General features: G+C 69.1%; 32 protein-coding genes. 19 read left to right on the top strand and 13 right to left on the bottom strand.

What is annotated here, in order from left to right:
- Positions 1-43: 43 nt before the first annotated feature.
- Positions 44-193 (top strand): hypothetical protein, encoded by a 150-nt coding sequence (locus ACZZZB_RS07480; RefSeq protein WP_463529316.1) that lies wholly within the window; start codon positions 44-46, stop codon positions 191-193.
- Between the two features lie 67 nt (positions 194-260).
- On the opposite strand, the gene ACZZZB_RS07475 is transcribed toward ACZZZB_RS07480, so the two are convergent.
- Positions 261-461 carry a hypothetical protein gene (locus ACZZZB_RS07475; RefSeq protein ID WP_159877319.1) on the bottom strand — a complete coding sequence of 67 codons (201 nt, stop codon included), beginning with the start codon at positions 459-461 and terminating at the stop codon, positions 261-263.
- Between the two features lie 103 nt (positions 462-564).
- Here ACZZZB_RS07475 and ACZZZB_RS07470 point away from each other — a divergent pair, with 103 nt between their 5' ends.
- On the top strand, positions 565-906 hold the full coding sequence (locus tag ACZZZB_RS07470) for a hypothetical protein (RefSeq protein WP_085512067.1): 342 nt from the start codon (positions 565-567) through the stop codon (positions 904-906).
- Between the two features lie 50 nt (positions 907-956).
- Here ACZZZB_RS07470 and ACZZZB_RS07465 read toward each other — a convergent pair whose 3' ends face one another.
- Entirely contained in the window at positions 957-1,262 is a 306-nt protein-coding gene (locus tag ACZZZB_RS07465; RefSeq protein WP_137242495.1) for a DUF7882 family protein, read from the bottom strand.
- Positions 1,263-1,422: 160 nt separating this feature from the next.
- Positions 1,423-1,623, bottom strand: a complete 201-nt coding sequence (locus ACZZZB_RS07460; RefSeq protein ID WP_161578564.1) for a DUF2795 domain-containing protein — start codon at positions 1,621-1,623, stop codon at positions 1,423-1,425.
- A gap of 183 nt (positions 1,624-1,806) precedes the next feature.
- Here ACZZZB_RS07460 and ACZZZB_RS07455 point away from each other — a divergent pair, with 183 nt between their 5' ends.
- The gene (locus ACZZZB_RS07455; RefSeq protein ID WP_124768480.1) at positions 1,807-2,469 is read left to right on the top strand and encodes a dihydrofolate reductase family protein; all 663 of its coding nucleotides are present in this window, start codon (positions 1,807-1,809) and stop codon (positions 2,467-2,469) included.
- Between the two features lie 27 nt (positions 2,470-2,496).
- Here the strand turns inward: ACZZZB_RS07455 and ACZZZB_RS07450 are convergent, their stop codons facing one another.
- Both ACZZZB_RS07450 and ACZZZB_RS07445 read right to left on the bottom strand, forming a co-directional pair.
- Positions 2,497-3,237 (bottom strand): GAF and ANTAR domain-containing protein, encoded by a 741-nt coding sequence (locus tag ACZZZB_RS07450; protein ID WP_124768481.1) that lies wholly within the window; start codon positions 3,235-3,237, stop codon positions 2,497-2,499.
- Positions 3,234-3,938, bottom strand: coding sequence for a GAF and ANTAR domain-containing protein (locus ACZZZB_RS07445; RefSeq protein ID WP_124768482.1), 705 nt, complete (start codon positions 3,936-3,938; stop codon positions 3,234-3,236). The genes ACZZZB_RS07450 and ACZZZB_RS07445 overlap by 4 nt, the downstream gene beginning before the upstream one ends.
- Positions 3,939-4,146: 208 nt before the next feature.
- Here ACZZZB_RS07445 and ACZZZB_RS07440 point away from each other — a divergent pair, with 208 nt between their 5' ends.
- From ACZZZB_RS07440 to ACZZZB_RS07410, 7 genes are all read left to right on the top strand, one after another.
- A complete protein-coding gene (locus ACZZZB_RS07440) occupies positions 4,147-5,145 on the top strand; it encodes an SDR family oxidoreductase (protein ID WP_137242492.1) in 999 nt (332 codons plus the stop codon).
- Positions 5,146-5,150: 5 nt separating this feature from the next.
- A complete protein-coding gene (locus ACZZZB_RS07435) occupies positions 5,151-6,629 on the top strand; it encodes a phytoene desaturase family protein (RefSeq protein ID WP_463529315.1) in 1,479 nt (492 codons plus the stop codon).
- A 33-nt stretch (positions 6,630-6,662) separates the two neighbouring features.
- A complete protein-coding gene (locus ACZZZB_RS07430) occupies positions 6,663-7,244 on the top strand; it encodes an SRPBCC family protein (protein WP_124768485.1) in 582 nt (193 codons plus the stop codon).
- 12 nt (positions 7,245-7,256) lie between these two features.
- Positions 7,257-7,763 carry a DUF6328 family protein gene (locus ACZZZB_RS07425; RefSeq protein ID WP_086472945.1) on the top strand — a complete coding sequence of 169 codons (507 nt, stop codon included), beginning with the start codon at positions 7,257-7,259 and terminating at the stop codon, positions 7,761-7,763.
- Positions 7,764-7,803: 40 nt separating this feature from the next.
- Positions 7,804-8,226: an HIT family protein gene (locus ACZZZB_RS07420; protein ID WP_202938652.1), complete on the top strand. Its 423-nt coding sequence runs from the start codon at positions 7,804-7,806 to the stop codon at positions 8,224-8,226.
- 78 nt (positions 8,227-8,304) lie between these two features.
- Complete coding sequence (locus ACZZZB_RS07415) at positions 8,305-9,402, top strand: type I restriction endonuclease (protein WP_463529314.1); 1,098 nt, start codon at positions 8,305-8,307, stop codon at positions 9,400-9,402.
- Positions 9,403-9,494: 92 nt separating this feature from the next.
- On the top strand, positions 9,495-10,034 hold the full coding sequence (locus ACZZZB_RS07410; protein WP_082916284.1) for a flavin reductase family protein: 540 nt from the start codon (positions 9,495-9,497) through the stop codon (positions 10,032-10,034).
- Here ACZZZB_RS07410 and ACZZZB_RS07405 read toward each other — a convergent pair whose 3' ends face one another.
- Positions 10,035-10,997: a proline dehydrogenase family protein gene (locus ACZZZB_RS07405; RefSeq protein ID WP_463529313.1), complete on the bottom strand. Its 963-nt coding sequence runs from the start codon at positions 10,995-10,997 to the stop codon at positions 10,035-10,037.
- Positions 10,998-11,099: 102 nt separating this feature from the next.
- On the opposite strand from ACZZZB_RS07405, the gene ACZZZB_RS07400 reads away from it, so the two are divergent.
- Complete coding sequence (locus ACZZZB_RS07400; protein ID WP_229939514.1) at positions 11,100-11,672, top strand: YdeI/OmpD-associated family protein; 573 nt, start codon at positions 11,100-11,102, stop codon at positions 11,670-11,672.
- A 20-nt stretch (positions 11,673-11,692) separates the two neighbouring features.
- The gene (locus ACZZZB_RS07395) at positions 11,693-12,298 is read left to right on the top strand and encodes a maleylpyruvate isomerase family mycothiol-dependent enzyme (protein ID WP_463529312.1); all 606 of its coding nucleotides are present in this window, start codon (positions 11,693-11,695) and stop codon (positions 12,296-12,298) included.
- A 379-nt stretch (positions 12,299-12,677) separates the two neighbouring features.
- On the opposite strand, the gene ACZZZB_RS07390 is transcribed toward ACZZZB_RS07395, so the two are convergent.
- The 3 genes from ACZZZB_RS07390 to ACZZZB_RS07380 all read right to left on the bottom strand — a co-directional run bounded on the left by ACZZZB_RS07390 (position 12,678) and on the right by ACZZZB_RS07380 (position 15,887).
- Positions 12,678-13,949, bottom strand: coding sequence for an HNH endonuclease signature motif containing protein (locus ACZZZB_RS07390; protein WP_463529311.1), 1,272 nt, complete (start codon positions 13,947-13,949; stop codon positions 12,678-12,680).
- 716 nt (positions 13,950-14,665) lie between these two features.
- Positions 14,666-15,097: a hypothetical protein gene (locus tag ACZZZB_RS07385; RefSeq protein WP_463529310.1), complete on the bottom strand. Its 432-nt coding sequence runs from the start codon at positions 15,095-15,097 to the stop codon at positions 14,666-14,668.
- Positions 15,098-15,239: 142 nt separating this feature from the next.
- Complete coding sequence (locus ACZZZB_RS07380; protein ID WP_079704852.1) at positions 15,240-15,887, bottom strand: TetR/AcrR family transcriptional regulator; 648 nt, start codon at positions 15,885-15,887, stop codon at positions 15,240-15,242.
- Positions 15,888-16,019: 132 nt separating this feature from the next.
- Between ACZZZB_RS07380 and ACZZZB_RS07375 the strand changes: the two genes are divergently transcribed.
- The 6 genes from ACZZZB_RS07375 to ACZZZB_RS07350 all read left to right on the top strand — a co-directional run bounded on the left by ACZZZB_RS07375 (position 16,020) and on the right by ACZZZB_RS07350 (position 23,856).
- Positions 16,020-17,678 carry an ABC transporter substrate-binding protein gene (locus tag ACZZZB_RS07375; protein ID WP_229939518.1) on the top strand — a complete coding sequence of 553 codons (1,659 nt, stop codon included), beginning with the start codon at positions 16,020-16,022 and terminating at the stop codon, positions 17,676-17,678.
- Positions 17,679-17,846: 168 nt separating this feature from the next.
- Positions 17,847-18,719 (top strand): ATP-binding cassette domain-containing protein, encoded by an 873-nt coding sequence (locus ACZZZB_RS07370; RefSeq protein WP_191940331.1) that lies wholly within the window; start codon positions 17,847-17,849, stop codon positions 18,717-18,719.
- Positions 18,716-19,513, top strand: coding sequence for an ABC transporter ATP-binding protein (locus ACZZZB_RS07365; RefSeq protein ID WP_056009243.1), 798 nt, complete (start codon positions 18,716-18,718; stop codon positions 19,511-19,513). The genes ACZZZB_RS07370 and ACZZZB_RS07365 overlap by 4 nt, the downstream gene beginning before the upstream one ends.
- The gene (locus ACZZZB_RS07360; RefSeq protein ID WP_194643585.1) at positions 19,510-20,493 is read left to right on the top strand and encodes an ABC transporter permease; all 984 of its coding nucleotides are present in this window, start codon (positions 19,510-19,512) and stop codon (positions 20,491-20,493) included. Before ACZZZB_RS07365 ends, ACZZZB_RS07360 begins: the two co-directional genes overlap by 4 nt.
- 1 nt (position 20,494) lies before the next feature.
- Complete coding sequence (locus ACZZZB_RS07355) at positions 20,495-21,547, top strand: ABC transporter permease (protein ID WP_463529309.1); 1,053 nt, start codon at positions 20,495-20,497, stop codon at positions 21,545-21,547.
- The gene (locus ACZZZB_RS07350; protein WP_463529308.1) at positions 21,544-23,856 is read left to right on the top strand and encodes an exo-beta-d-1,3/1,6-glucosidase; all 2,313 of its coding nucleotides are present in this window, start codon (positions 21,544-21,546) and stop codon (positions 23,854-23,856) included. Before ACZZZB_RS07355 ends, ACZZZB_RS07350 begins: the two co-directional genes overlap by 4 nt.
- A gap of 139 nt (positions 23,857-23,995) precedes the next feature.
- Here the strand turns inward: ACZZZB_RS07350 and ACZZZB_RS07345 are convergent, their stop codons facing one another.
- The 3 genes from ACZZZB_RS07345 to ACZZZB_RS07335 form a co-directional block, all read right to left on the bottom strand.
- Positions 23,996-24,298, bottom strand: a complete 303-nt coding sequence (locus ACZZZB_RS07345) for a DUF7882 family protein (protein WP_079704859.1) — start codon at positions 24,296-24,298, stop codon at positions 23,996-23,998.
- Positions 24,299-24,479: 181 nt separating this feature from the next.
- A complete protein-coding gene (locus tag ACZZZB_RS07340) occupies positions 24,480-24,746 on the bottom strand; it encodes a hypothetical protein (protein ID WP_086472956.1) in 267 nt (88 codons plus the stop codon).
- Positions 24,743-25,063, bottom strand: coding sequence for a DUF7882 family protein (locus ACZZZB_RS07335; RefSeq protein ID WP_064297077.1), 321 nt, complete (start codon positions 25,061-25,063; stop codon positions 24,743-24,745). The genes ACZZZB_RS07340 and ACZZZB_RS07335 overlap by 4 nt, the downstream gene beginning before the upstream one ends.
- Positions 25,064-25,256: 193 nt before the next feature.
- Between ACZZZB_RS07335 and ACZZZB_RS07330 the strand changes: the two genes are divergently transcribed.
- Positions 25,257-25,820, top strand: a complete 564-nt coding sequence (locus tag ACZZZB_RS07330; RefSeq protein ID WP_086472957.1) for a Dps family protein — start codon at positions 25,257-25,259, stop codon at positions 25,818-25,820.
- A gap of 92 nt (positions 25,821-25,912) precedes the next feature.
- On the opposite strand, the gene ACZZZB_RS07325 is transcribed toward ACZZZB_RS07330, so the two are convergent.
- Positions 25,913-26,041, bottom strand: a complete 129-nt coding sequence (locus ACZZZB_RS07325; RefSeq protein ID WP_255467562.1) for a hypothetical protein — start codon at positions 26,039-26,041, stop codon at positions 25,913-25,915.
- Positions 26,042-26,121 lie beyond the last annotated feature (80 nt).

Genomic DNA, 26,121 nt, shown 5'->3' with positions numbered 1-26,121 from the left:
CCAGTACCACATCGAAACCACCACCACAGGAAGCAGGAGCGACATGAGCGACTTCACCGGAGCAGACGCATTGGGTACCGACCCGGACATGGTGGTCGGCACGCCGCCCACCGAGATCCCGGACGAGTCGACGGATGAGGACACGGCGGACGAGCCGGACGTGCTCGAGCAGCCGGACACGGACACTCGCTGAGTCCATCACACGCGGAAGCGCCGCCGACCCTCGGGTCGGCGGCGCTTCCGCGTGCAGCGGGCGGGGCTCAGCCCTGCTCGGTCTCCTCGGGGTCCGCGCCCGGCCGCACGGCCGCGTCGTCGCGGATGTCGATCCGGGTCACGCCGTCGCCCTGGTCGGTGACGTCGATGCGGGGAGCCGCGTCGGCTTCGGTCGCGTTCGGGGCGGTCGTCAGCTGGTCGTGGCGGTTCTCGTCGTGCGTGGTGGGAGTCTGGTCGCTGTCGGTCATGCCCAGACGATAGCGCACGGGCACGCGGTGCCTCCCGGTATACCCTCCGGGTTGCGGATGCAAGGTCTGACGGCCCGACCGCTTCGGTTCCCAGAATGGTCGTATGAGGAAGTTGCACTACGCCGGCGGGTACCTGCTGATGGCCGACCAGACCTGCAAGGCGCTCCTCCGGTATGCGCGAGCCCTCGCCCAGACCGGCGAGTCCGACATTGCTGTGGTGCCGACCATCTCGGACGGTGGCAGCCTCGGGTACGCCCACCTCCTTGTCGGACCCGCGAGCCAGTTGTTCTCGACCCCTGTGGAGAACGCCTCGAAGGAACCCTTCGACGAGGAGATCATCGCCGAGCTCGAACGGCGGACCGCCGCGCTCCAGCCGGCGCGACCGGAGTGGGCGACCGAACTCACCGACGTCGACGATCTGGAGTTCGACGAACGCTCGATGTGAGGGCAGACCGGGCTGCGATCACGACCGCGAGGTGCGCGCGACCGCGAGGTTCAGGTGCGCGGACCCGGCTCCGGCACGAGGACGAGACCCTGGTTCGAGTCGGCGCTGACCGCGAGGGCATCGAGCCAGGCGCGATTGAGTTCGACCGGGACGCTGCCCGCGTACTTGAACCGGAGGGACATCGCCGGGTGGAGCCAGATCGTCGTCCGGCCGTCGCCTGACCGCGGATCGTCCTTCCACCCGAAGTAGAACGCTTCGCCGCGACGCAACTTCGCGCCGATGACCTGTTGCAGGTGGGCGAGGACCCGGTCGTCGAACGTCACCGACACGTCTGCGTCGTAGATCATCTTGCCCATGGGTTCTCCTGCTCCGCTCTCCGGTTTCCACCGTAGGCCCGGTCCTGTGGAAGCACCACGTTCCCCGAGGGGGTTGCGAACCGGCGCGAGTCACCGGACCTGACACGCAGAAGCGGCATCGGCGCGATGCCGGTGCCGCTCAGCGGTGGTGCGCGATCGCTCAGACGCTGATCGGCAGCGCCTCCGCGATCGAGGTGCGGTGCAGGACGTCCCAGCGGCTGGTGTAGCTGCGCTCGGGGAGTGAGCGGAGCGCCTCGACCAGGTGGGGCGGGAGCAGGTCGCGGCGGGCCTCACGCGTCAGGTCGCTGGGGCGGCAGGGGTACTCCATGCCGCGTAGGAATTCGTCGAGCTCGGTGAACACGAGCATCTCCTCTCTGGGCGCGTCGTGGCACCCGATGTCAGGCGGGCCGGCTGCGTCGACCGGTCGTCAGACCGCCGTGCCCTCCTTCGAGTGTCCATCCCGTTCGGCCGCTCGGCGCGCTCTTGCCTTTCCGTCGTCGAGCTGCTACTCGACGGGCCCGGACGTTCGGACTAGCGTGTGCCCATGACGACGCTCCGGGTCCACAATCTCGCCGTCTCGCTCGACGGGTTCGCCACGGGCGAGGGCCAGTCCTTCGAGACCCCCTTCGGCCACGCCCAGCACCGGCTCATGCAGTGGTTCTTCCCGACCCGCACCTTCGTGTCCATGAGCGGGCACGAGGACGAAGCGGTCGGCGCGGGGACGCGTGGGGTGGACGACGCGTTCGCAGCGGCCACCGGTGACCGCATTGGCGTCGAGATCATGGGCCGGCGCAAGTTCGGTCCGCAGCTCGGACCGTGGGAGGACGAGAGTTGGCGGGGATGGTGGGGCGAGGAACCGCCGTTCCACACGCCGGTCGTCGTGCTGACCCACCATGAACGCCCGGACCTGGTGGTCGGTGAGACGACGTTCCTCTTCCGTGACCTGTCCGCCGTCGACGCGTTGTCGTTCGCGACGTCGCTCGCCGACGGACTCGACGTCCGTCTCGGCGGAGGACCGACGACGGTCCGCCAGTTCCTCGCGGCCGACCTCGTCGACCATCTCCATGTGGTCGTCGTCCCGATCCTGCTCGGTCGTGGGGTGCGGCTCTGGGACGGGCTCGAAGGCCTCGAGGAGCGGTTCACGGTCGAGGTGACCGCATCACCGAGTGGCGTCGTGCATTATGTGTTCGCGCGGAAGCCGCGCTGAAGGTCGACCGGGGCCGGTGACCGGGCCTCAGAGCTCGAGGCGTCGCTCCACGATGTCGCGGGCGACGTCGGCCAGGGCACGACGTCCGCCGCGAGCGTGCTTCCGGATGCGCTCGAAGGCCTCTTCGACCGAGATCGCGGCGGTGTAGGCGACGACGCCCTTCGCCTGCTCGATGACGACCCTGGACTGCAGCGCGGACTCCAGCTGCTCGCGGGTCGCGTCACTCTCGCGGAGGGTCCGCTCGTGCAGGATCCCGATGGTCGCGACGTCGGCCATCGCCTGTGCGGCCTGGGACTCGAACCGGTCGAGGGCTTCCGGAGTCGTGCGGAACAGGTTGAGGGTGCCGATGGTGGTCCGGCGGAGTCGCAGCGGGAAGGCATGAGCCGACCGGAATCCCGCGGTCGCCGCGACCTCGGCGAATCTCGGCCAGTCGGCTGCGACCGCGGCGATCTCGGGGATCGACACCGGCGTCGCATCACGGAAGCTGTCGATGCAGGGGCCTTCGTCCGCGCTCAGCTGGATGAGTTCGACGAGCTTCCCGGACTCGCTCGTCGACGCGATCAGTTCGAGATCACCGTTCGGGTCGGCCAGGAGGATGCCCGAGGCCTGGACGTCGAGGAGGTCCACGGTCGCGTCGACGAGGGTCTGGAGCAGGTCGACGACGTCGTACTCGTCCACCAGGGTGTCGGCGAGCGTCGCGAACACGTCGAGGAGGGCGGTCGAGTGACGGAGCTCGGAGCCGGTCCCGTCGTCGCCGCGCGCGCTCATCGCTCGTCTTCGATCGTGTCGTCGCGCAGCACGTAGCCGGTGCGACGTTCGAGGATGTCCTCGGCGACGTCCGACATCGAGCGGTTCTGGGCGAAGGCCTGAGCTTGGATCAGCAGGTGGGCGTCGTCGGGCGTGAGGCCGAGTTGCGCGATCACGAACCCGGTCGCCTGATGGATCCGTCGTCGGGCGTGGGGCTTCAGCTGCGTCGTGTCGGGAAGGCTCGCGAGTTCGAGGGTGCGTCGGAGCACGTACCGGCTGAGCGGGCGAGTGAGGGACATCATGTCCTCGACCGCCTGCGCGTCCAGCGTGCGCTCCTCGGTGTCGTACAGCTCGACCGCGCCCACCTGGAGCGGCCCGACGCGGAGGGGGAAGGCGAAGATGGAGCCGACCGCGTGGTCGCGGATCGCCTCGGTGAACGACGGCCAGGAGTCGTAGCCGTTCCGCTTGACGGCCTCCTCGAGCACCGGGCGGCCGCTTCCGACGGCGTCCCAGCAGGGGCCCTCGGAGAGGTCGAACTGCAGCTCGTCGATGAGCGCGATCTGCTCGTCGCTCGCGGCGATCGTCTCGGGGCTCAGGGTGTCGCCGAGCGTCGCGATCGAGACGCCGCTGAGGGGCATGAGCCGGAGGATCGGCTCCACCAGCTGGTCGTCCTCGTCGACCCGGTCGAGTGCGCTGTACACGATGGCGAAGGTGTCGCTCATGTCCGCATTCCTTCCGGGCTCAAGGGTGGTCTCCGCTCATCGTACGGCTATCCCGCTGCGATCGCCGGGTGGCGATCCGTCCTGCCTGGGAAAGCAAGGGGCCGCCTTGGCGGGGTGGATTCGCCTAACGTGGCGTCATGCCTCTGACGACGACAACCTCTCCGCGCCCCTCCGCCCACCGGTCCGCAGCAACCGATCGGTCGGCGCGATGAGCCGCGGGGTCGCCGTCGTCACCGGCGGAACCGCAGGGCTCGGTCGTGCGACCGTCCGTGAACTCGCGAAGCGCGGCTGGGACGTCGCGGTGCTGGCGCGTGGCGAGGACGGACTCGATGCGACCATCGCCGAGGTCGAGCAGGCCGGGCGTCGTGCTCTCGCGGTGCCGACGGACGTCGCCGACCGGGAGGCCGTCGAGCAGGCGGCGGACCGGGTCGAGGCGGAACTCGGACCGATCGAGCTGTGGGTGAACTGCGCCATGGTCGGCGTCTTCGGGGACTTCCTCACGACCGAACCGGCGGACTTCGAGCGTGCCGTGGCGGTCAACTTCTTCGGCTTCGTCAACGGCACCAGGGCCGCCCTCTCGCGAATGACGCCGCGCGATCGTGGACACGTGATCCAGGTCGGTTCCGCCCTCGCCCACCGCGGCATCCCGCTGCAGGCCGCGTACTGCGGGTCCAAGTTCGGCGCCCGAGGCTTCACGGAGTCGGTGACCGCCGAACTGCTCCACGACGGCAGCAACGTCAAGCTCTCGACCGTGGACATGCCGGCGCTCAACACCATCCAGTTCAGCTGGGTGAAGTCGCAGCTGCCCGAGCACCCCCAGCCGGTGCCGCCGATCTACCAGCCCGAGGTCGGTGCGACCGCCATCGCCGACGTCGCAGACCGACCGAGGCGACGCACCTGGGTGGGGGAGTCCACCGTCGGCACGATCCTCGGCGACCGCTTCGCCGGCGGATTCCTCGACTGGTTCCTCGCCAGGACCGGATACTCCGGCCAGCTCGCGCCGGACAAGCACGACCCGCGCATGCCCGACAACGTCTACACGCCCGCCCCCGGTGACCACGGCGCTCGTGGCGTGTTCAGCGACAAGGCCCACTCGTGGAGCCCGCAGACCTGGGCGATCCGCCACCGGCGGGCCGTGTACGCGACCGCCGCCGGCACCCTCGCAGCGGGTGTCGCCCTGGTGGCCGGCGCGGCGAAGCGGCGCTGAGCACGATGGCGCGGCGCGAGCAGTTCGACGCGGTGGTCGTCGGCGCGGGCCCCAACGGGCTCGCTGCCGCGGTGACCCTCGCTAGGGCCGGCCTGCACGTGCAGGTGGTCGAGCGGGGCGACACGATCGGTGGTGGTGCCAGGACCGCCGAGCTGACGTTGCCCGGCTTCCACCACGACATCTGCTCCGCGGTCCACCCGATGGCGCTCGCCTCCGGGTTCTTCCGGTCCTTCGGCCTCGAGCGCCGCATCGACCTCGTCGTACCGGAGATCTCCTACGCCCACCCGCTCGACGGTGGACGGGCCGGGATCGCCTACCGAGACATCGACCGCACCGCCGACGCCCTCGGACGCGACGGCGACGCCTGGCGCTCGCTCATGGGCCCGCTCGCCGCCGACGCCGACCGCGTCTCGCAGTTCACCGGCGGCAAGCTCCTGCAGGTGCCGCGCCACCCGGTCACGGTCGCACGCTTCGGCCTCCGCGCCCTCGAGCAGGGGAGCCCGGCCTGGAATCTCCGGTTCCGCGAGGAGACGGCCCCGGCCATGCTCAGCGGTGTCGCCGCCCACTCCATCCGGCCGATGCCGAGCCTGTCCACCTCGGCCGCCGCCCTGTCGCTCGGCGCGTATGCGCACGCCCGCGGTTGGCCCATTCCCGTCGGCGGCAGCCAAGCGATCGTCGACGCGCTCGCCGCCGACCTGCTGGCCCACGGCGGTGAGATCGTCACCGGAACCGAGGTGCGCTCCATCGACGAGCTACCGTCCGCCCGCGCCGTCCTGTTCGACACGACGCCGAAGGCGCTCGCCGAGATCGCGGGCAGTCGACTGCCCGACGCGTACCTCCGTCGTCTCTCCCGGTTCCGGTACGGCGACGGCGTGGCCAAGGTCGACTTCGCGCTCTCAGGTCCCGTCCCGTGGACGAACCCTGAACTGGCCCGGGCCGGCACGCTCCACCTCGGCGGCACCCGCCCGGAGATCGCCGCCGCCGAGCGCGACGTCGCCCGCGGTCGGCACAGCGAGTCGCCCTACGTCCTCGTGTCGCAGCCCGACGTCGGCGATCCTGGTCGCGCTCCTGGTGACGCTCAGGTCCTCTGGGCGTACACGCACGTGCCGAGCGGGTCCGGTCTCGATCAGACCGAGGCGATCATCCGGCAGATCGAGCGCTTCGCCCCCGGGTTCCGCGACGTGATCCTGACGTCGGCGTCGATGACCGCCCGCGACATGGCGCGGTACAACCCGAACTACGTGCTCGGTGACATCGCGGCCGGCGCTGCGAGCTTCGCACAGCTCGTCGCGCGTCCCGTGCTCTCGAACGACCCGTGGCGGACGCCGACGCCGGGGATCTTCCTCTGCTCCTCGTCGACTCCGCCCGGCCCGGGCGTCCACGGTCTCGCCGGCTGGCACGCCGCCCGCAGCGCCCTCCGCTCGGTCTTCGGCCGCGACCGCATGCCGTCGCTCGCGCCCGACCGACCGCGTCCGACCCCCTGACCTCGTCCCTGCTCCAGCGAAAGGAACACCACCGTGTCCCACACCACTCGGATCCTCGACTGCCCGCCCGACCGTGTCTTCGCCGTCCTCGCCGACGGCTGGCTCTTCCCGGCGTGGGTGGTCGGTGCGTCCCGCATGCGCGACGTCGGTGACCGGTGGCCGCACGTGGGTGGGAAGCTGCACCACTCCTTCGGTGTCTGGCCGGCGGTGCTGAACGACGAGACGACCGTGCTCCAGTGGGATGCTCCGCACCGGTTCGTCATCCAGCCGAAGGGGTGGCCGCTCGGTGAGGCCCGCGTCGCGGTCGAGGTCGAGCCGCACGAGCGCGGGTGCATCGTCCACCTGCATGAGCACGCCGTGACGGGCCCTGGTGCGCTGATCCCGGTCTGGCTCCTCGACATCGGGCTGCACATCCGCAACATCGAGACGCTGCGCCGACTCGCCCACCTCGCCGAGGGCGGCGCCGGCGGCACCCACCTGGTCGAGGCGGCCGAGCCGACGGCCGAAGATCGGAAGCGCGCCGAGTTCCCGAAGCGATCGTTGTTCGCGCGGGCGGCGTCGGTCCTCGTCGTCGCCGTGCCGGTGGTCGCGGTGGCGCGCAAGCTCGCCCGCTGACGGTGTCCGGTCATGCCCGCCGCAAGTGATCCGGCCGACGCCCTGCCCGGGGACGGTCGCGACGAGACGCTGAACGAGCGATCCGACCGCAACTGGTCGGAGCTGCTGCAGGAGTTCCGGGTCCTGCAGACGGGCACGCAGATCCTCGCGGGCTTCCTGCTGACGCTGCCGTTCCAGCCGCGGTTCACCGAGCTCAGTGGATTCGACCACGTGCTGTACCTCGTCCTCGTGGTCCTGGCCGTGACGGTGACGCTCCTGGCGCTCGCGCCGGTCATCATGCACCGGCTCGTCTTCGGACGGTTGGAGAAACCACAGCTGGTGCGGTTGTCCAGCAGGATCCTCATGGTGTGTCTCGGGGCGGCGTCGCTGCTGTTCGCGGGGATCGTCCTCTTCGTCTTCGACTTCGTCGCATCGCCTGCGGTCGGGCTGTGGGCGGGTGGGGCCGTGGTCGTCGTCATCGGGCTGGTGTGGATCGTCGGCCCGCGCCTGATCCGGGGTGCGCGCGACCGCGTGTCCTGAGGTGATCGACGTGCCCGCGGTGAGCGCCGAGAATGGGACGATGCCCGACACCTGCACCTTCTGCCGCATCCTGCGTGACGAGCCCGACGACATCACCTGGGTGGAGCGCGAGGACGAGGCGGTCGCCTTCCGGCCGTTGCCCGAGTCGGAGCTCGCGCCCGGCCACACCCTCGTGCTGCCGCGGGCGCACAGCGTCGGCCTGCTCGACGCCGATCCGCGAGCCCTGCAGGCGACGACCGCCCTCGCTCAGCGGGTGGGACGCGCGATGCGGGCGGCGCTCGGTGCGACCGGCGTCGTCGTGCTGAGTGCGTCCGGTGCCGACGCCGGGCAGAGCGTCCCCCACCTCCATCTCCACGTCGTCCCGTGCTGGGATGACGACGGGGTCACGTTCTGGCCCGAGGGCCGCTCGAAGCACCGGGTCGACGGCGACCCGCACGAGCTCCTCGCGGAGATGTTCGAGTAAGGCCCAGCCAGCCGCGGTCTCAAGTTCCCATGAACGAGTCGGTGCACCAACTATGGTGATGCTGACCCAGGAGGAACAATGGAGTTTGAAGAGCGTCTGGCCGCGTTGGCCACGAAGGTCCGCAATCAGCGGGCGGCCATCCAGACAGAAGAGGCCACGAAGAACGCATTCGTCATGCCGTTCATTTCGACGATTCTTGGTTACGACGTCTTCAACCCGATGGAGGTCGTGCCCGAGTTCACCGCCGACGTCGGAGTCAAGCGTGGCGAGAAGGTCGACTACGCCATCATGCGCGACGGCGAGGTGCAGATCCTCATCGAATGCAAGAAGTCCACCGAACCGCTCAAGATCGAGCACGCTTCGCAGCTGTTCCGATACTTCTCCGTGACGAACGCACGGATCGCCGTGCTCACCAACGGTGAGGTGTACAACTTCTACACCGACCTCGACTCTCCGAACAAGATGGACGATCGACCGTTCCTCGTCCTCGATCTCGCGGACATCGACGAGACGCTTCTGCCTGAGCTGCGAAAGCTGACCAAGGAGGTGTTCGACCTCGACTCGGTCATCAGCGCTGCTGAGGAGTTGAAGTACGTCGGCGCACTCAAGCGTTCGATCGCCGCCCAGTTCCGCGAGCCCGAGGAGGACTTCGTCCGGATGTTCACCTCTCGTGTGTATGACGGTCGATTCACCCAGGACGCCCGTACACAGTTCACGACGCTCGTCGCGAAAGCGTCGAAGCAGTTCCTGAATGAACAGGTTAACGATCGGTTGAAGACTGCTCTCGGAGCGTCGTACAGTGCGCCTCTCGGGGCCGAGGCTCCAGCCGAGTCGGTCGCGAGCGCCGGTGTCGCGGAGAGCGATCTCGACCGCGACACTGAGATCGAGACGACGCTCGAAGAACTCGAGGGCTACCAGATCGTGAAGGCGATCGCCTGCAGCGAAGTGAAGCCGGAGCGAATCGTCCACCGCGATGCGAAGTCGTATTTCGCGATTCTGCTCGACGACAACAACCGCAAACCCATCGCCCGCCTGTGGTTCAACGGGAAGAAGCAGAAGTACCTCGGCCTCTTCGACGAGGCGAAGGTCGAGACGAAATATCCTCTGGAGACCCTCGACAGCATCTACGAGCACGCAGAGTACATTCGGGCGAGTGTCCGGAGGCTGTCCGCGTAAGATCCGGGCGGGACGGTGCGGCGCCGAATCACATCCTCATAGTCCTCTCCTTGAGTTGACCTCAAGACCGATTGAGGTTCTACGGTTGAAGCATGACCATTCCCACCACGCCGTCCGCTGATCCCGATGCCCTCGCCCGCGCCGCGACCGTCGACGGGTTCAAGACGGCGTTCCGTGACCACCCGGCGGGCGTCGCGCTGATCAGTGCCTCGACCGATCGGGGAGACGTCGGGCTGACGGCGTCATCGGTCGCGTCGGTGGCCGTCGACCCGCCGATGCTGTCCTTCTCGGTCACGCGGGCGACGGGATCCGCGGGCGGACTGCTCAGCGCGGGAACGGTCGTCGTCCACCTCCTGGCGGACCACCACCTGGAGGTCGCGAAGGCGTTCGCCAAGACGGGGGAGCCGCGCTTCACCCCGGAACAGCACTGGGAGCGACTCGCGACCGGCGAGCCCTACCTGCCGAGTGCCCGTGCGGCGCTGCGCTGCCGGATCGTGCAGACGGTCCCGGCCGGCAGCTCGATGCTCGTCATCGCCGAGGTGCTGGAGGTCATCCCGCCCGGCACGGACGCGCCGGCGCTCGTCTACCAGAACCGCAACTTCCACCGCCTGGAGTCCGACCCGCTGGGCTGATCAGGCGAGGAGCGCGATCGGGCCGATGTCCGCGATCGCCTCGATGACCCGCTCGGGGTGCTCGGCGATCCGGTTGAGGACGTAGAGCCACCACTCGGGTCCGTAGACGAGGTACTCACGCGTCGCGAACCCGCGGCGGCGAAGGTCGTCGAGCAGCTCGGTGCCGAGTCCCTGGAGCATCTCGAACTCCACGTGCGGCTGACGGAGGTCGTCGCCGAGCGCGCCCTCGAGTGCGGCGACGAGGTTCGCGTCGTGGGTGGCGACGTTGACCCGGTGGCCCGACCCAACGAGTCGCGTGACCATGCTGATGTAGGCCGCGGTCATCGGCGCCGAATCGCGGGGGTAGGCGACCTCGGTCGATTCGAGGAACGCTCCCTTCACGACGCGGATCGGTCCGGGCCGATCCAGCACTCGGTCGAGGTCCGCGGGGGTGCGGTGCAGTCTCGCCTGCAGGGTGATGCCGGTCTCCGGGAACCGGTCGGCGATCTGCTCGAAGAGCGACAGCACCAGGTCCGTGCGGTCGGAACCCTCGGCGGAGATCATGAGCGAGGTGCCGGCGTCCCGTGCCGCCTGTGCGAGCGCCAGGCCGTTGCGCAGGCCGAGCTCGGGCGAGACGACGGAACCGATGTGGGAGAGGTCGAGCGAGATGGTCGCGGTCTGGTCGGATTCGCTGATCCGGCGGGCGAGGTCGATGAACTCCGCGGTCTGCTCGTCGGCGACACGTGCGTCGCGGACGGACTCGCCGAAGAGCTCGATGCTCCAGCGATGCCCACGATCGGCGTTCGCTTCGAGGAGCCGCAAGGCCGAGGCCGCGTCTTCGCCGGCGATGTATCGCAGGGCGGCCCGCTTGGCGACGGCGGCGGCTTCAGGGTGAGCGAGAACCCGTGCTTTGAGGTCCTCGTCGAGGGCCCAGGTTCGCAGGGTGTCGGCGGCGCGCGACAGCGTCTCGTCGTTCATCAGCATGCTTCGACCCTATCCAGTCGTGGGTGGCGGTCCGGTCGGCACCGGGGCCCGGACGGCACCAGGGTCTGGGCTGCGTCGCCCGTGCGCGCTACGCTCGCTCACGTGGCGAGCTTCGAGGAGAAACCGATCCTGGACCTCACACTCGATGAGTGGGAGGCCTACCTCGCCGGTGCGCCGAGCGACGCGGGCGTGCGGTTGAAGCTGCGGAAGAAGACGTCGAAGGCGTCGGGGATCACCTGGTCGGAGGCGCTCGACGTCGCCCTCTGCTACGGATGGATCGACGGACAGAGCAAACGGTTCGACGACGATTACACGCTGCAGGCGTTCACGCCGCGGCGGAAGAGCAGCCCGTGGTCGCAGATCAACCGGGAGCACGTCGCCCGCCTCATCGAGGAGGGGCGGATGCGTCCCGGTGGGCTCGCGGAGATCGAACGAGCCAAGGCCGACGGGCGGTGGGACGTGGCGTACCGGCAGAAGGACGCCGTCGCACCGGATGATCTCCAGGCTGCGCTCGATGCGAGCCCCGAGGCGGCGGCGTACTTCGCGACGCTCGGCCGCACCGACCGTTTCCGCGTCTTCTTCCGCCTGAGCAACATCAAGACGCCCGCGATCAGGGCCGCCCGCATCGCGGACGTGGTCGAGAAGGCCGCTCGGGGCGAGCAGCACTACCGCTGATGGTGGGTGGATCGGCGCGGATGAGGGTCTCGCCAGGGACCGTCTGGCCGCTCGTCCACGAGGAGCGTCGGCGGCTCGTCGCGGACCTGTCGGTGCTGGGGGACGAGCAGTGGGGGACGCCGTCGCTGTGCACGGGATGGGATGTGCATGACGTCGTGGCTCATCTCGTCGAATCGGCGAAGACGACGCGGCTGGGATTCGCCCGTCGGCTCATCGCGGCGCGGTTCGATTTCGACCTGGACAACGCACGCGGGGTCGAGCGGGAGCGGAGGAACGACCCGCAGGAGACGCTCCGCGCCCTGGCGGACACCACCGAGCTGACGTGCACCCCGCCGGCGAACCTCGCGACCAGGCTCGTCGAGGCCATCGTGCACGGCGAGGACGTCCGTCGGCCGCTCGGCATCCGCGCGGACTACCCGACAGCCGCGGTCCTCGTGGCGTTGGAGTACCAGCTCCGCACCGGCGTCTCGATGGGCGGTGGAAAGGAACGCGCCCAGGGGGTTCGGCTCGTCGCCGAGGACGCCGGGACGAGCTGGGGCGCGGGCGATGAGGTCCGCGGATCGGCGCTCGACCTCTTGCTCGCGGTGTCAGGGCGACCGACCGGGCTGGCTCTGCCTGGGCGGTGAGGGACGGGCTGGAAGTCACCCGCGCGTGCCTCTTCCGTGTGTCGAGGTGTCGCGGCTCGGCTGCCCTTCGACAGGCTCAGGGACCGGATTACTCCCGGTGAACCTCCTCCGGTCACTGAGCTTGTCGAAGTGCCCACGAAGGACCCCTCGACAGGCTCCGGGACCGGGTGCATCCGGGTGAACCTCTTCCGTTGACCGAGGTTGCGCGGCTTGGCTGCCCTTCGACAGGCTCAGGGACCGAAATGGTTCGGGCACACTTCTGCCGGTCACTGAGCCTGTCGAAGTGCCCACGAGCACGCCCCATCGTTCCGGGCACACCGGTCCCGGTCACTGAGCTTGTCGAAGTGCCCACGAGGAACCCTTCGACACGTGGACACGCTCAGAACGGCGCGGGATCGGGTTCGGTCCGGTGGTGTTTCCCGTCGGGTGTCGTCCAGTCGAGGACCCCGCCGGGCCCGTGGTCGAGGTTCCACCCGGGCAGGTGTTTCATGCGGTGGTGATGTCGACACAGGCAGGCAAGATTGCCGACACCTGTCGTCCCGCCGTCCTCCCACGCGACCGAATGATCGAGATCACACGCTCTGGCCCGTCTGCCGCAGCCCGGTGCCCGACAAGTGCCGTCCCGCAGCCGGACCGCCCGCTGGAGGTCGGCCGGGACCCGGTACTGGTTCCGCCCGACGGAGAGGACCGCACCCGTTTCCGGTTGGACGAGGATCCGGGTGAAGCTGGGGGCGTTCACCGCGATACGGGCGGCGGTCTCGGGGTCGATCGGACCGTAGCCGTCGAGCATGCCGGGTGCGTCGGAGACGCCGGCCATGGTGAGCGCCGGGACGGTGATCTGCACGGTCGGCTTGATGTGCTCCTGCACCTCGATGGGCTGCGGGAGGACCGGGCTCGACATGACGTCTTCCGGGGTGACGCCGATGAGCGCGAGCGCCGCTAGGGCGTCGGCCTGCAGTTGTGCGCAGGTGCGCGTATCTCCTGCTGCTCGCGACTTCGCCGCCGCTGCTTCGACCCGCTCGACGAGCCCCTGGGCGATCGGGGCGGTGGTGAAGAGGTGCACCCACGCCATGCCATCGGCTGCGGGCTCGAACTCGACCCGGCGGTCGGCCTCCGACCGCCGGGCGCGTGCGGTGATGGACTCGGGGTGGAGTCGCTCGCGGAGCGTGCGGGCGCGCTTGCGGAGGTTCGCGTTGGTCGTCTGCTCGGCGACCGGCAGGACTTCCGCGAGGAACGCTGCCCGCCCTGCGGTCGGCACGTCACTGAGTTGGTCGATGATCGTCTGCGCGTGCCGCGCCGAGATGCGCCCGGCCTCGAGCGACTCGAGCACTGCTGGGGCTTCATTGACGAGGCGTTCCGCGTCGTTCGTCGCCCGCTGGACCGTCTGCTCAGGCGTTCGGGTCGCCATGGCGAGGGCCGCGCAGGTGGAGCGGCGGGAGAGCGCAAGGCGCTCGGCCGGCGGGAAGATCGCCGGGACCGTGGCGTCGGCGAAGGCGTCCGCGTAGGCGGCAGAGCGGGCGAGGAGCCGGGCCTCCTCGGCGTCCAGAGCCGCGCGGCGGCGGTGGATGTCCGCGAAGGCATCCGAGAACTCCGCCAACTGCGCGGCGTACTCGTCACCAGCTCGAACTGCGGAGGCGGTGGTCTCGGTCATGGAACAAGTCCACCATGGACCACTGACATTCCAGATGCTGAGTTGGCATAGTTGTGGAAGGTGCTCGTGGACCCTTCGACAAGCTCAGGGACCGGGGGAGGTTGGCCGGATTGGCGGGGTATTCCGTGGGCCCTTCGACAGGGTCAGGGACCGGTGGAAGGGCGCCGGATTCCTGGGGTTCCTCGTGTGCCCTTCGACAGGCTCAGGGGCCGGAAGGGGTCCGCCGGATTGTCGAGGTCGTGTGCCCTTCGACTGGGTCAGGGGCCGGAGGAAGGGCACCCGGATTAGGGGAGTCTTCCGTGTGCCCTTCGACAGGCTCAGGGACCGGGAGAAGATCACCTGAGCAGGAGGTCCCTCGTGGGCCCTTCGACAGGCTCAGGGGCCGGAAGGGGTCCGCCGGATTGTCGAGGTCGTGGGCCCTTCGACTGGGTCAGGGGCCGGAGGAAGGGCACCCGGATTAGGGGAGTCTTCCGTGGGCCCTTCGACAGGCTCAGGGACCGGGACGGGATCACCGGAGCGGGAGGGTCCCTCGTGTGCCCTTCGACAGGCTCAGGGACCGGGACGGGATCACCGGAGCGGGAGGTTGCTCGTGTGCCCTTCGACAGGCTCAGGGACCGGGGCAAGGGCGCCCGATTCGCGGGTCCGCGGGGCCTTCTGCAGGGTCAGGGACCGGAGTAGGGCACTCGACGAGCGACCGGCCCAGCGGCCGGACGGGGTCAGACGGCCCGGGTGAGCAGGTCCGCGACGCGCTTCGCGACGGCGTCGTTCCACGCGGTGACCCCGAACGCGGTCGGCCACAGGTCGCCGTCGTCGAGCTTCGCGGAGTCGTTGAACCCGATGGTCGCGTAGCGCGCCTTGAACTTCGCCGCCGCCTGGAAGAACACGACCGCCTTGCCGTCGGCACCGACGTAGGCGGGCATGCCGTACCAGGTCTTGGCCGCGAGGCCGGAGTCGCCGCCCATGATCAGCTCGTGCAACGGCTCGGCGATCGCGCGGTCGGCGTCCTCCATGTCGGCGATCGCCTCGACGACGGCCTGCAGAGCCTCCTCGCGACTCGCGGCCGCCTTCAGCTCCTTGGCGCGCTCCTTCATCGCCGCGCGTTCCTCGGCGCTGAATCCGCTCTTCGTGCTCGACTGCTTCTCGGCCATGTCGGTGTCCTTCCGCCCGGGGCTGTGGTCCGCCTCTCACGGTAGCCCTGCGAGCCCCACGGCGCTTCTCGAATCCTGCTCGGCCCACTCAGTTGCCCGGAAGCGCTCGAAAACGGCCGGAAAACGGACCGATTCGGGCGACTCAGCCGTCCAGCGCGCCCGGCCCGAGCACCGACTCGACGATGACCCGGATCGCGTACTCGCTCGTCTCGGCGAGGTCGACGTCCGCAGGGTCGATGAGCCACTGCACCTGCAGGCCGTCCATGACCGCCAGGATCGACGCCGCCGCACGGTGGATCGTCTCGGGCGCATCCACGCCCCGCTCGGCGCACACCACCTCGAACGCTTCCGCGATCTCACGCCGCAGGGTCCGGTAGCGGTCGTCGAAGTAGTGCCTGGCCGGGTGGTCCTCCGTCACCGACTCCGCCGACAGGACGACGAACGCCTGCACGATCCCGGCGCGCTGCGCGTTCGCGGCGGCGGTGCGGATCAGGTGCTTGAACAGGTCGATGCCGCCGGGGATGTGCTGGTCGTCGAGGTCCTGGACGTCCGTCGCGTCGCGGTAGCTGAGTACCTCGAGGAGGAGCTGGTCCTTCGACCCGAAGTGGTGCAGGATGCCCGCCGGCGTCATGTCGACGAGCTCGGCGATGTCGATGAGGGTTCCGTTCGCGTACCCCTTGGCGCCGAAGACGTCGAGCGCCGAGCGGACGACCTCGGCTCGCCTCGCCACGGTCGCCGGGCGTGGCTGGGCCGGTCGTTTCGCCGTGTTCTGTCGTTTCACCGTGCTCATGGTGTCCGTTCCGCGGGGGCCTCGATGCGCCCGACACTACCGCGCTTGCCAACTTACTGAATGGTCAGTAAGTTATCACCGAATCCCGACTTGCGCCGCACTGCCGCAGCGCACACCCAAGAGGAGAAAGCGATGAAGCTGAGAACCCCACTGCTGGCCGCGTTCGCGGCCACAGCCCTGCTGCTCACCGGATGCACCGGTGGCGGCGGGTCGAGCGACGGCCCCGAGAGCGGCGCCGCCCTGACGATCGCGAAGCCGGACGGCTCGATCGCCACCGAATCCAACAACCCCTACGTCGGCGACTCGTCCGCGATGAAGCTCGGCTACATCAACGCGATCCTGGAGCCGCTCGCGATCGTCAACCTCGTCGACCCGAGCGCCGAGGTGAAGCCGTGGCTCGCCTCCGAGATCGCCTGGTCCGACGACTACACCTCCGTCGCGCTGACCGCTCGCGAGGGCGTCACCTGGAACGACGGCGAGGCGTTCAGCGCCGACGACATCGCGTTCACCTTCCAGCAGTTCATCGACCACCCGGAGCTCGACAACTCGGCCCTCGGCCTCACCTCGGTCGCGACCGAGGGCGACACCGTCACCCTGTCGTTCACGAACCCCATGTTCGTGAAGCAGGACAAGGTGCTCCTCAAGCAGATCGTCCCGAAGCACGTGTGGGAGTCCGTCGACGACCCCGCCACCTTCGAGAACCCGGAGCCCGTCGGCACCGGTCCGTACACGCTGACGAGCTTCAGCACCGAGAGCGTCGAACTCTCCGCCCGCGACGACTACTGGGGTGAGCAGCCGGCCGTGCCGACGCTCTACTACGTGTCGTACAACGACAACACGGCCCTCACCACCGCCCTCGCGAACGGCGACGCCGACTGGGCGCAGGCCTTCATCCCGAACGTGCAGTCCGCGTACCTCGACAAGGACAAGGAGCACAACGTCTACTGGGCGGCCGCCGGTCTCGCCGTCGACGCGATGTTCGTGAACACGCAGACGAAGCCGTTCAACGACCCCGCGTTCCGCCAGGCGGTGAACCTCGTCATCGACCGCGAGCAGCACCAGCAGATCGCCCGTGAGGGCGGCGTCCCCGAGCTCAGCTCGGTGACCGGTCTCCCGACCCCGGCGGGCGACGCGTTCATCGCCTCCGAGTTCGAGGGCGAGGACTACACCGTCGACGCGAAGGCCGCCAAGCAGGTCCTGACCGACGCCGGCTACACCTGGGAGGACGACGTCCTCACCGACCCGTCCGGCGAGGCCGTCACCTTCACGCTGTCGGTGCCGCAGGGCTGGAACGACTACGTGACCGGCATCAGCCTCATCGCCGACTCGGTCAAGACGCTGGGCGTCACCGCCACGGTCGACACCCCCGACCAGGACACCTGGTGGGCGGCGAAGTCGGACGGCGACTTCCAGGCGATCCTGCACTGGACCGACACCGGCGCGACGCCGTACGACCTGTACTCCGACATCATGGACGGCCGCTGGCTCGTCGCCGAGGGTGAGGCGGCCGACTTCAACTTCGGTCGGTACGACAGCCCGGAGGCCACCGCGGCGCTCGCCGCCTACGCCAACGCGACGGACGACGCCACACGCGCAGCCGCCCTCGAGACCGTGCAGAAGCTCTTCGTCTCCGACGTCCCGGCCATGCCGATCGGCACGCGCCCGTTCATCGGTTCGTACAACACGCGGAACTACACCGGATGGCCGAGCGAGGACGACCCCTACGCGCCCGCCGACCCGACGCAGCCGACCGCGGTCTACATCCTCACGCAGCTCAAAGCCGCGAAGTAGACACGGGCACCACACCGACGGGCGGGGCGCTCATCCGCCCCGCCCGTCACCTCCCGCATGCGCAACGGCATGCACCGCGATCAGCACAGAACGGACTCATGCAGTGACCAACGACGACCTGCTGACGGTCCGGCACCGCTCTTCATCAGCACAGAACGGACTCATGCAGTGACCAACGACGACCTGCTGACGGTGTCCTCCTTCAGCGTCACCTACGACGTGGAACCACCCGTCGAAGCCGTGCGCGACGTCTCGCTCACCCTCCGCCGCGGCGAGATCCTCGGCCTGGCCGGCGAGTCCGGCTGCGGCAAGACCACCCTCGCCTACGGCCTGCAACGGCTCCTCAAACCACCGGCGGTCATCACGGGTGGGACCGCCGTCTTCCACGACGAGTCCGGCGAGGACATCGACCTCGGCCGGCTGGGCGAGGAAGAGATGCGCGCGTTCCGCTGGGACAAGGCCTCCATGGTGTTCCAGGGCGCGATGAACGCCCTCAACCCGGTCACCTCGATCGGGCGGCAGCTCGACGACGTCTTCACCACGCACCGCCGGGGTTTGTCGCGAGCCGAACGCCGCGAGGAGGCGGGCAAGCTGCTCGACATCGTCGGGGTCGGCCGCGACCGCCTGAAGTCCTACCCGCACGAGCTCTCCGGCGGCATGCGTCAGCGGGTCATGATCGCGATGGCGCTCGCCCTGAAGCCGCAGCTGATGATCATGGACGAGCCGACCACCGCACTCGACGTGCTCGTGCAGCGCGAGATCCTCCAACAGATCTCCGAGCTCCGCACCGAATTCGGCTTCTCGGTCATCTTCATCACCCACGACCTCCCGCTGCTCCTCGAGATCTCCGACCGCATCGCCGTCATGCGTGCCGGCCGGCTCGTCGAGATCGACACGGCGGAACGCATCTACCGACAGGCGAAGGACCCGTACACGCGCAAGCTGCTCGCGTCCTTCCCGAGCCTCACCGGCGAGCGCGGCGACTTCGTCCGCGGGACCGGTGCCGCCACGTCGGCCACCCAGGCAGGAGTGACCGCATGACCACCCTCGAGTTCTCGCACGTCTCGAAGCGCTACCGGGTCCGTGGCTCCGGTCACATGCTCGCGCTCGACGACGTCAGCTTCACCCTGCGGTCCGGCCAGACGCTCGCCCTCGTCGGACAGTCCGGCAGTGGCAAGTCGACCATCGCGAAGATCCTCACCCAGCTGGAACGGGCGACGAGCGGCGACATCCTGCTCGACGGCAAGGCGATCCCGCGTCGTGGTCGTGCACTCCGCCGCTACCGCCAGCAGGTCCGCATGGTCTTCCAGGACCCGTTCGCCTCGCTGAACCCGTCGCACACGATCCGTCACCATCTGGAGCGACCGCTGCGCCTCGACCACGTCGTCCCCGAGGCCGAGGTGGAGGACGAGGTGCACCGCCTCCTCGAGCGCGTGCAGCTCGATCCGGCCGGCACGATCGACCGTCGGCCCCACGAACTGTCCGGCGGTCAGCGCCAGCGGGTCGCCATCGCCCGTGCGCTCGCGTCGCGTCCGTCCCTCCTCATCGCCGACGAGCCCGTCTCGATGCTCGACGTCTCCATCCGGCTGGGTGTCCTCAACCTCCTGGCCGAGCTGCAGCGCGAGTCGCAACTCGGCGTGCTCTACATCACGCACGACCTCGCGACCGCGCGGCACTTCAGCGACGAGATCATGGTCCTGCACCACGGCGAGGTGGTCGAGCGGGGCCCGGCCGACGATGTGATCCTCCGCCCGCAGCACCCCTACACGCTCGCCCTCCGCAACGCGTCGCCCGACCCCGACCGCCACTTCGCGGGAACGGAGACCATCGCATGACCTTCTTCCTCCGTCGCGCCGCCTTCTACGCGTTCACCGCGTGGGCCGCGATCACGATCAACTTCTTCCTGCCACGGATGCTCAAGGGCGACCCGGTCTCGGCGTACATCGCGAAGAACCAGGGCCGCATCAGCCCCGAGGCGGCGGACTCGCTCCGCACCCTGTTCGGACTCGACGCCGACAGGTCGATGCTCGAGCAGTACCTCGACTACTGGCGGCTCCTCTTCTCGGGCGACCTCGGACGGTCCTTCTCGAAGGGCCTCGCGCCCGTCACCGACGTGATCGCCGCCGCCCTCCCGTGGACCGTTGGTCTCGTCGGGATCGCGACGATCCTGTCGTTCGTCCTCGGCACGTCGATCGGCGCCCTCATCGGATGGCGACGCGGCAGCAAGGCGGACTTCATCGTCCCGCTGTCCACCTTCTTCTCGACGGTGCCGTACTTCTGGATGGGCCTCATCGCGATCGCGGTGTTCTCCACCCTGCTCGGCTGGTTCCCCGCCTCCCACGCCTACGGCAAGGGGTCGAGGCCCGAGTTCTCGCTCGACTTCTTCGGGCAGGTGATCGCGCACGGCTTCCTGCCGGCGGCGACGATCGTGCTCGCCTCGCTCGGCGGCTGGATCCTCGGCATGCGCAACATGATGGTCACCGTCCTCGACGAGGACTACGTGACCGTCGCCCAGGCGAAGGGACTGCCGACCCGGCGGGTGCTCGTCGACTACGCCGCACGCAACGCGATGCTGCCGCAGCTGTCGAGCTTCGCCCTGTCGCTCGGCTTCATCGTCGGCGGCACGATCGTCATGGAGATGGTCTTCTCCTACCCGGGCGTCGGCAAGCTGCTGCTCGACGCCACGACGGCGAAGGACTACCCGCTCATGCAGGGGCTCTTCCTCGTCATCACGCTCACCGTCCTCGTCGCGAACATCCTGGCCGACGTCGCCTACGCGGTGCTCGACCCCCGCACCCGCCAGATGGAGTCCTGACATGACCATCCCCACCACCGAGGCCCTCGCCACCGCCGAGGCGCCCAAGCCGACGCCCGCTGGTCGCTCGTTCGCCGCCCGGTTCGCGTCGTCGTTCGCGATGTTCCGGAACGGCAAGTCGATCGCGGGGCTCTGCATCCTCGGGTTCTTCGTCCTCGTCGCGGTCTTCGGCGACCTCATCGCGCCGTACGGCCCGCTCGAGAAGGACTTCACCGCGCTGCGCCAGGCTCCGTCGGCCGCGCACCTGCTCGGCACGACGCACATGGGTGAGGACGTCCTGAGCCAGCTGATCTACGGCACCAGGGGCGTGCTCCTCGTCGGCTTCCTGGCCGGGATCTTCGCGACGATCATCGCCGTCGCCATCGGGGTCACCGCCGGGTACGTCTCGGGGTTCACGAGCGAGTCGCTGTCCGCGCTGACGAACGTCTTCCTCGTCATCCCGGGGCTCCCGCTGATGATCATCGTGGCGTCCCAGTACGACAACCCGAGCCTGTTCCTCATCGCCGGTGTCCTGGCGCTCACCGGGTGGGCGTGGGGCGGGCGGGTGCTCCGCGCGCAGACGATGTCGCTGCGGAACCGCGACTTCATCCAGGCGGCGAAGGCGAACGGGGAGTCCCTCTTCCGGATCATCACCGTCGAGATGCTGCCGAACCTCACCGCCATCATCGCCTCGAGCTTCGTCGGCACGGTCACCGCTGCGGTGCTCGGGCTCACCACGCTCGCGTTCATCGGCGTCATCCCCATCACGAACCTCAACTGGGGCACCATCCTGTTCTGGGCGCAGCAGAACGGCGCGTTCCCCGACTTCTGGTGGTGGTATGTGCCGGCCGGTGTCTGCATCGCCCTGCTCGGCGTCGCGCTGTCGCTCATCAACTTCGGGATCGACGAGTACGTGAACCCGAGACTCCGCTCGGCGGGTGAACGCGCCAGGGCCCTCCGCAAGCGCGGCATCAAGCCCGGGGCGAGCGTCACCGCTGTCCGGACCGAGACGACCGGCGCGTCCACGATCACCGACACGACCCACACCGAACGCGCTGGAGCCACCGAACGATGAAGACCGACACCGCCCGCCACCTCGAGGACGCCCGCTACCTCGACCCCGCGCTGCCGATCGCGGCCCGCGTCGACGACCTCGTCGAGCGGATGACCGTCCGCGAGAAGGTCGGGCAGATGATGCAGCTCGACGCCCGCGACGACATCGAGGCGCACGTGCTCGAGACCCACGTCGGCTCGATCCTGCACGCGTCACCGGAGCGCCTCGCGGTCGCCCATGAACTCGTCGGGCGGACGCGACTGCGGATCCCGCTGATCGTGGGGGAGGACTGCATCCACGGTCACTCCTTCCACCTCGGCGCGACGATCTTCCCCACGCAACTGGCCATGGCCGCGAGCTGGGACGCGGGGCTGCTCGAACGGGTCGCCAGGGCCACGGCCGTCGAAGTCGCTGCGACGGGTGTCCACTGGACGTTCTCGCCGGTGCTCTGCATCGCGCGCGACCTCCGCTGGGGACGTGTCGGCGAGACCTTCGGTGAGGACCCGTTCCTCATCGGTGAGCTGGCCTCCGCGATGGTGCGCGGCTACCAGGGCGACGGCCTGTCCGACCCGACCGCCATCCTCGCGACGGCCAAGCACTTCGCCGGCTACTCCGAGACGCAGGGCGGGCGCGACGCGAGCGAGGCCGACATCTCCCCGCGCAAGCTGCGGTCATGGTTCCTCCCGCCGTTCGAGCGGGTCGCCCGCGAGGGCTGCGCCAGCTTCATGCTCGGCTACCAGTCGATCGACGGGGTGCCGATCACGGTCAACGAGTGGCTGCTCAACGACGTCCTGCGCGGTGAGTGGGGGTACGAGGGGACGCTCATCACCGACTGGGACAACGTGGGCCGCATGGTGTGGGAGCAGCACGTCAGCCCGGACTACGTGCACGCCTCGGCTGCCGCGATCCGCGCCGGCAACGACATGGTGATGACCACGCCCGGCTTCTTCGAAGGTGCCCTGGAGGCGCTCGAGCGCGGGCTGCTCGAGGAGGCCGACCTCGACCGGGCGGTCCGTCGCATCCTCACCCTGAAGTTCGCGCTCGGCCTGTTCGAGCGCCCGCGGCACCCGGACGCCGCGGAGCAGCTCGCGGTGATCGGCTCGCCGGAGCACACCGGACTCAACCTCGAGACCGCGCGTCGCTCGCTCGTCCTGCTCCGCAACGAGGGCGTGCTGCCGCTCGCCGGCGGCTACCGGGCGGACGAGGCAGGCAGGGCGATCGTGACGCCGGAGGCCGGGCCGCAGCGCATCGCCGTCGTGGGTCCGCTCGCGGACGACGCGCAGATGCAGCTCGGCGACTGGGCGGGCAACTCCGGCCAGGCCGGTTGGCTGCCCGACGGCCAGCCGCGCGAGATGATCACCACCGTGGTCGACGGCCTGCGTGCGGTCGCACCCGCCGGGAGCACGGTCACGACCGCGTTCGGAGCCGACATCCTCACGCTCTCGCCCGATCCAGCGGGCGCGACCTTCCCCGACGGCCAGCCGCGTCCACCGCTCGTCACGCCCGCGGAACCCGACGATGCGCTCATCGCGGAAGCCGTCGCGCTGGCCCAGGACGCCGACGTGGTCGTCGCCGTCGTGGGTGACCGCATCGAGCTCGTGGGGGAGGGCCGCTCCACCGCGACGCTCGAACTCATCGGCGGACAGGTGGCACTGCTCGACGCCCTGGCGGCCACCGGGAAGCCGCTCGTCGTGGTCCTGCTCGCCTCGAAGCCGCTCGTCCTGCCGCCGTCCGCGCTGCACGCCGACGCGATCGTGTGGGCGGCGAGCCCGGGCATGCAGGGTGGGCGCGCGATCGCGGAACTCCTGCTCGGTCTCATCGAGCCGACCGGTCGCCTGCCGATCTCTTTCGCGCGGCACGCCGGCCAGCAGCCGACCTACTACAACCAGATCCGCGGCCAGCACGGTGACCGCTACGCCGACCTCACCCAGGAGCCCGCGTTCGCGTTCGGCGACGGGCTGTCCTACTCGGGCGTCGAGTACGGTGCCGTCACCCTCGACCAGGACCGGTACGACGTCGGCGACACCGTGCGCGCCGTCGTCGAGGTCCGCAACACGGGGAACCGTCCGGTCCTCGAGACCGTCCAGGTCTACGTGAGCGACCTCGTCACCTCGGTCAGCTGGGCGGACCAGGAACTGAAGACGTTCCGTCAGGTCGCCGTCGAGCCGGCGGAGACGGCGCGGGTCGAGATCTCCCTGCCCGTCGCCGACTGCGCGATCGTCGATGCTCGCGGGCGACGGGTGGTCGAGGAGGGCGAGTTCGAACTGCGCGTCGGCGGCTCATCGCGGGCCTCCGCGCTCCGAGCGGTCCGGTTCACCGTCGGCGCCTGAGGCGTCCGGGCCCTTCCGCTCGCGGAGAGTCGTCGCGGGAGCCGCACGAGTCCCATCCAGTCTCGTACAGCTCCCGCGGGCAGCGGGTCACGATGGCTCGTTCGACGGTGAACGATCCGAGACCCGCCCGGGCGGCGGGTCAGGCCAGTTCGCTCGCCTCTGGGCGAACCGTGACCTCGCCGCCGTTCGCACCGTGCATGAGGTCTTCAAGCAGGGGACGGTCCATCTCGAACGTCTCGTCCGAGTCGAAGCTGAACTGCAGCGGGATCGACGGGTGCAGCCAGAGCGTGACGCGGCCGCGCTCCGTCGAGGTGTCGCGCAGGGTCACCGAGAACGACTCGTTCCGGCGGAGCTTCATGAGGGTGATGGTCTTGACGTGAGCCAGCATCCGGTCTTCGAGGTGGAACCGGTTCTCGCCCGTGCCGTATACGATCGCGCCCATGTGCTGTGCCCTTCTTCGGGCCTCCGACGATCGACACGGCGAGATGCGCCGATGTCGAGCGGCCAGCCTGGAGACCCACTTCAATGTCCGCCGAACAAGTGTAGGAAACTTGAAATCGTCGCTCTGAACTGTTGATTTCCAGGTGTCGGCTGCGCTATGCCAGCTTCCGCTGGCGAGGCGGTCAGGACAGCAGGTCGGGGTCCTGTCCCTGGGGGAGTGCCGAGGACGGGGTGTCCTGGGAAGGACCGTCCGGTGTGCCCATCGCGATGCCGATCCCGGGGCCGATCAAGATGGTGATGGGCTCCAGCTGACCCTCACCGCGGTCGACCTGCAGCCACCGGAACTGTCCGGCGGAGATGCTGTCGAGCACCTCGGCGCGGAACTCGTCCGGATCCTCGACGGCGATCGAGTACGGAAGTCCCTGGTAGACGATCTCCATGCGGCTCATGCGACTTGTCCTGTCCGGCTCGGAGCGGGCTCCGCGATGACCGAGAGGCCGTGGGCGGAGTTCGCCGTGACGTTCAGCGCGTCGATCCACGCGCGGTTGAGGTCGATCGGGACACTGCCCGAGTACTTGAAACGCAATGGCACCGAGGGGTGGATCCAGATGACGCTGCGCCCGTCGCCCGCCCGCGGGTCGTCCTTCCAACCGAAGTAGAAGGCCTCGTTCCGGCGGAGCTTCGCACCGATCACGAACTGCAGGTGCGCAAGCAGCCGGTCCTCGAAGGTGATCGAGACCTCAGAACCGTAGATCAGTTTTCCCATGGCGGGCCGTGCTCTCCTCGTCGTGCGTCATGCGGTATCGCTCTGCGCTGTGTGTTGCTTCACCTTAAGACTCTCGGCTCCGAAAACCCAGCTGGCGGCCGCGCGGGCACGGATGGGACGCTTCGGCGTCGATGTCAAGGGCCCCGGGATCGACAGGTACGGTGCGTAACCTGCCGTGCAGGAGGTGCCAACCATGGCAACAGCAGAAAAGACCAGCAAGACCGAGAGCACGACCCGATCGGCTCCCGGAGGATCCGGGCCGAAGCCCACCCGTCGGCAGAACGCCGAGAAGGGCTTCGTCGCGTCGAAGGAACTCGACGCCAACATGCAGGCCGTCCTCGTCGACCTCATCGAGCTGTCGATCCAGGGCAAGCAGGCGCACTGGAACGTCATCGGACGCAACTTCCGCGACACGCACCTGCAGCTCGACGAGATCATCGACGCCGCGCGCGAGTTCAGCGACACCGTCGCGGAGCGCATGCGTGCCCTGCACGCCGTGCCGGACGGCCGCAGCGACATCGTCGCCGAGACCACGACACTGCCCGAGTACCCGCAGGGCGAGATCGACACCTCGGAGACGATCGACCTGATCACCGTCCGACTCGAGGCGGTCGTCGGCACGATGCGTCGGGTCCACGACGACGTCGACGATGAGGACCCGACGAGCGCGGACATCCTCCACGCGATCATCCAGCAGCTGGAGCAGTTCGCGTGGATGATCAGCGCGGAGAACCGGACGGCGACCCGCAGTCGTTGACCTGCAGGCGGTGACCCTGGGCGGCGCCCGACGACCACGCGTCGTCGGCAGCGCCGCCCGGTCGTTCGTCGACGACCAAGGGCCGGCGACGACTACTTGTCGTCGGCGCCGCCACCCGACGCCGTGTCCTCGCCGTCGTTCGGCTCGGAACCGTCGGAGCCCGAACCGTCGGGGATCTCTTCCGCGTCGGGACGTGAGGATGATGCAGATGCGTTCGTCATGTTCGCTTCCTTCCTGGGTGTCGCCATCGGAGATGACCAGACCAACGCTAGGCCGCCGAGCTGATCGGCGCGTGGGGGTT

It is taken from the genome of Plantibacter sp. AC185 (genome assembly GCF_979258065.1).
This window is presented reverse-complemented; position numbering and strand designations above follow the sequence as displayed.

Coding starts and splice junctions, on each gene's coding strand:
- ACZZZB_RS07480 (WP_463529316.1), top strand. CDS start 44: ATGAGCGACTTCACCGGAGCAGACGCATTGGGTACCGACCCGGACATG.
- ACZZZB_RS07475 (WP_159877319.1), bottom strand. CDS start 461: ATGACCGACAGCGACCAGACTCCCACCACGCACGACGAGAACCGCCAC.
- ACZZZB_RS07470 (WP_085512067.1), top strand. CDS start 565: ATGAGGAAGTTGCACTACGCCGGCGGGTACCTGCTGATGGCCGACCAG.
- ACZZZB_RS07465 (WP_137242495.1), bottom strand. CDS start 1,262: ATGGGCAAGATGATCTACGACGCAGACGTGTCGGTGACGTTCGACGAC.
- ACZZZB_RS07455 (WP_124768480.1), top strand. CDS start 1,807: ATGACGACGCTCCGGGTCCACAATCTCGCCGTCTCGCTCGACGGGTTC.
- ACZZZB_RS07450 (WP_124768481.1), bottom strand. CDS start 3,237: ATGAGCGCGCGCGGCGACGACGGGACCGGCTCCGAGCTCCGTCACTCG.
- ACZZZB_RS07445 (WP_124768482.1), bottom strand. CDS start 3,938: ATGAGCGACACCTTCGCCATCGTGTACAGCGCACTCGACCGGGTCGAC.
- ACZZZB_RS07440 (WP_137242492.1), top strand. CDS start 4,147: ATGAGCCGCGGGGTCGCCGTCGTCACCGGCGGAACCGCAGGGCTCGGT.
- ACZZZB_RS07435 (WP_463529315.1), top strand. CDS start 5,151: ATGGCGCGGCGCGAGCAGTTCGACGCGGTGGTCGTCGGCGCGGGCCCC.
- ACZZZB_RS07425 (WP_086472945.1), top strand. CDS start 7,257: ATGCCCGCCGCAAGTGATCCGGCCGACGCCCTGCCCGGGGACGGTCGC.
- ACZZZB_RS07420 (WP_202938652.1), top strand. CDS start 7,804: ATGCCCGACACCTGCACCTTCTGCCGCATCCTGCGTGACGAGCCCGAC.
- ACZZZB_RS07415 (WP_463529314.1), top strand. CDS start 8,305: ATGGAGTTTGAAGAGCGTCTGGCCGCGTTGGCCACGAAGGTCCGCAAT.
- ACZZZB_RS07410 (WP_082916284.1), top strand. CDS start 9,495: ATGACCATTCCCACCACGCCGTCCGCTGATCCCGATGCCCTCGCCCGC.
- ACZZZB_RS07405 (WP_463529313.1), bottom strand. CDS start 10,997: ATGCTGATGAACGACGAGACGCTGTCGCGCGCCGCCGACACCCTGCGA.
- ACZZZB_RS07395 (WP_463529312.1), top strand. CDS start 11,693: ATGAGGGTCTCGCCAGGGACCGTCTGGCCGCTCGTCCACGAGGAGCGT.
- ACZZZB_RS07390 (WP_463529311.1), bottom strand. CDS start 13,949: ATGACCGAGACCACCGCCTCCGCAGTTCGAGCTGGTGACGAGTACGCC.
- ACZZZB_RS07385 (WP_463529310.1), bottom strand. CDS start 15,097: ATGGCCGAGAAGCAGTCGAGCACGAAGAGCGGATTCAGCGCCGAGGAA.
- ACZZZB_RS07380 (WP_079704852.1), bottom strand. CDS start 15,887: ATGAGCACGGTGAAACGACAGAACACGGCGAAACGACCGGCCCAGCCA.
- ACZZZB_RS07375 (WP_229939518.1), top strand. CDS start 16,020: ATGAAGCTGAGAACCCCACTGCTGGCCGCGTTCGCGGCCACAGCCCTG.
- ACZZZB_RS07365 (WP_056009243.1), top strand. CDS start 18,716: ATGACCACCCTCGAGTTCTCGCACGTCTCGAAGCGCTACCGGGTCCGT.
- ACZZZB_RS07360 (WP_194643585.1), top strand. CDS start 19,510: ATGACCTTCTTCCTCCGTCGCGCCGCCTTCTACGCGTTCACCGCGTGG.
- ACZZZB_RS07355 (WP_463529309.1), top strand. CDS start 20,495: ATGACCATCCCCACCACCGAGGCCCTCGCCACCGCCGAGGCGCCCAAG.
- ACZZZB_RS07350 (WP_463529308.1), top strand. CDS start 21,544: ATGAAGACCGACACCGCCCGCCACCTCGAGGACGCCCGCTACCTCGAC.
- ACZZZB_RS07345 (WP_079704859.1), bottom strand. CDS start 24,298: ATGGGCGCGATCGTATACGGCACGGGCGAGAACCGGTTCCACCTCGAA.
- ACZZZB_RS07340 (WP_086472956.1), bottom strand. CDS start 24,746: ATGAGCCGCATGGAGATCGTCTACCAGGGACTTCCGTACTCGATCGCC.
- ACZZZB_RS07335 (WP_064297077.1), bottom strand. CDS start 25,063: ATGGGAAAACTGATCTACGGTTCTGAGGTCTCGATCACCTTCGAGGAC.
- ACZZZB_RS07330 (WP_086472957.1), top strand. CDS start 25,257: ATGGCAACAGCAGAAAAGACCAGCAAGACCGAGAGCACGACCCGATCG.
- ACZZZB_RS07325 (WP_255467562.1), bottom strand. CDS start 26,041: ATGACGAACGCATCTGCATCATCCTCACGTCCCGACGCGGAAGAGATC.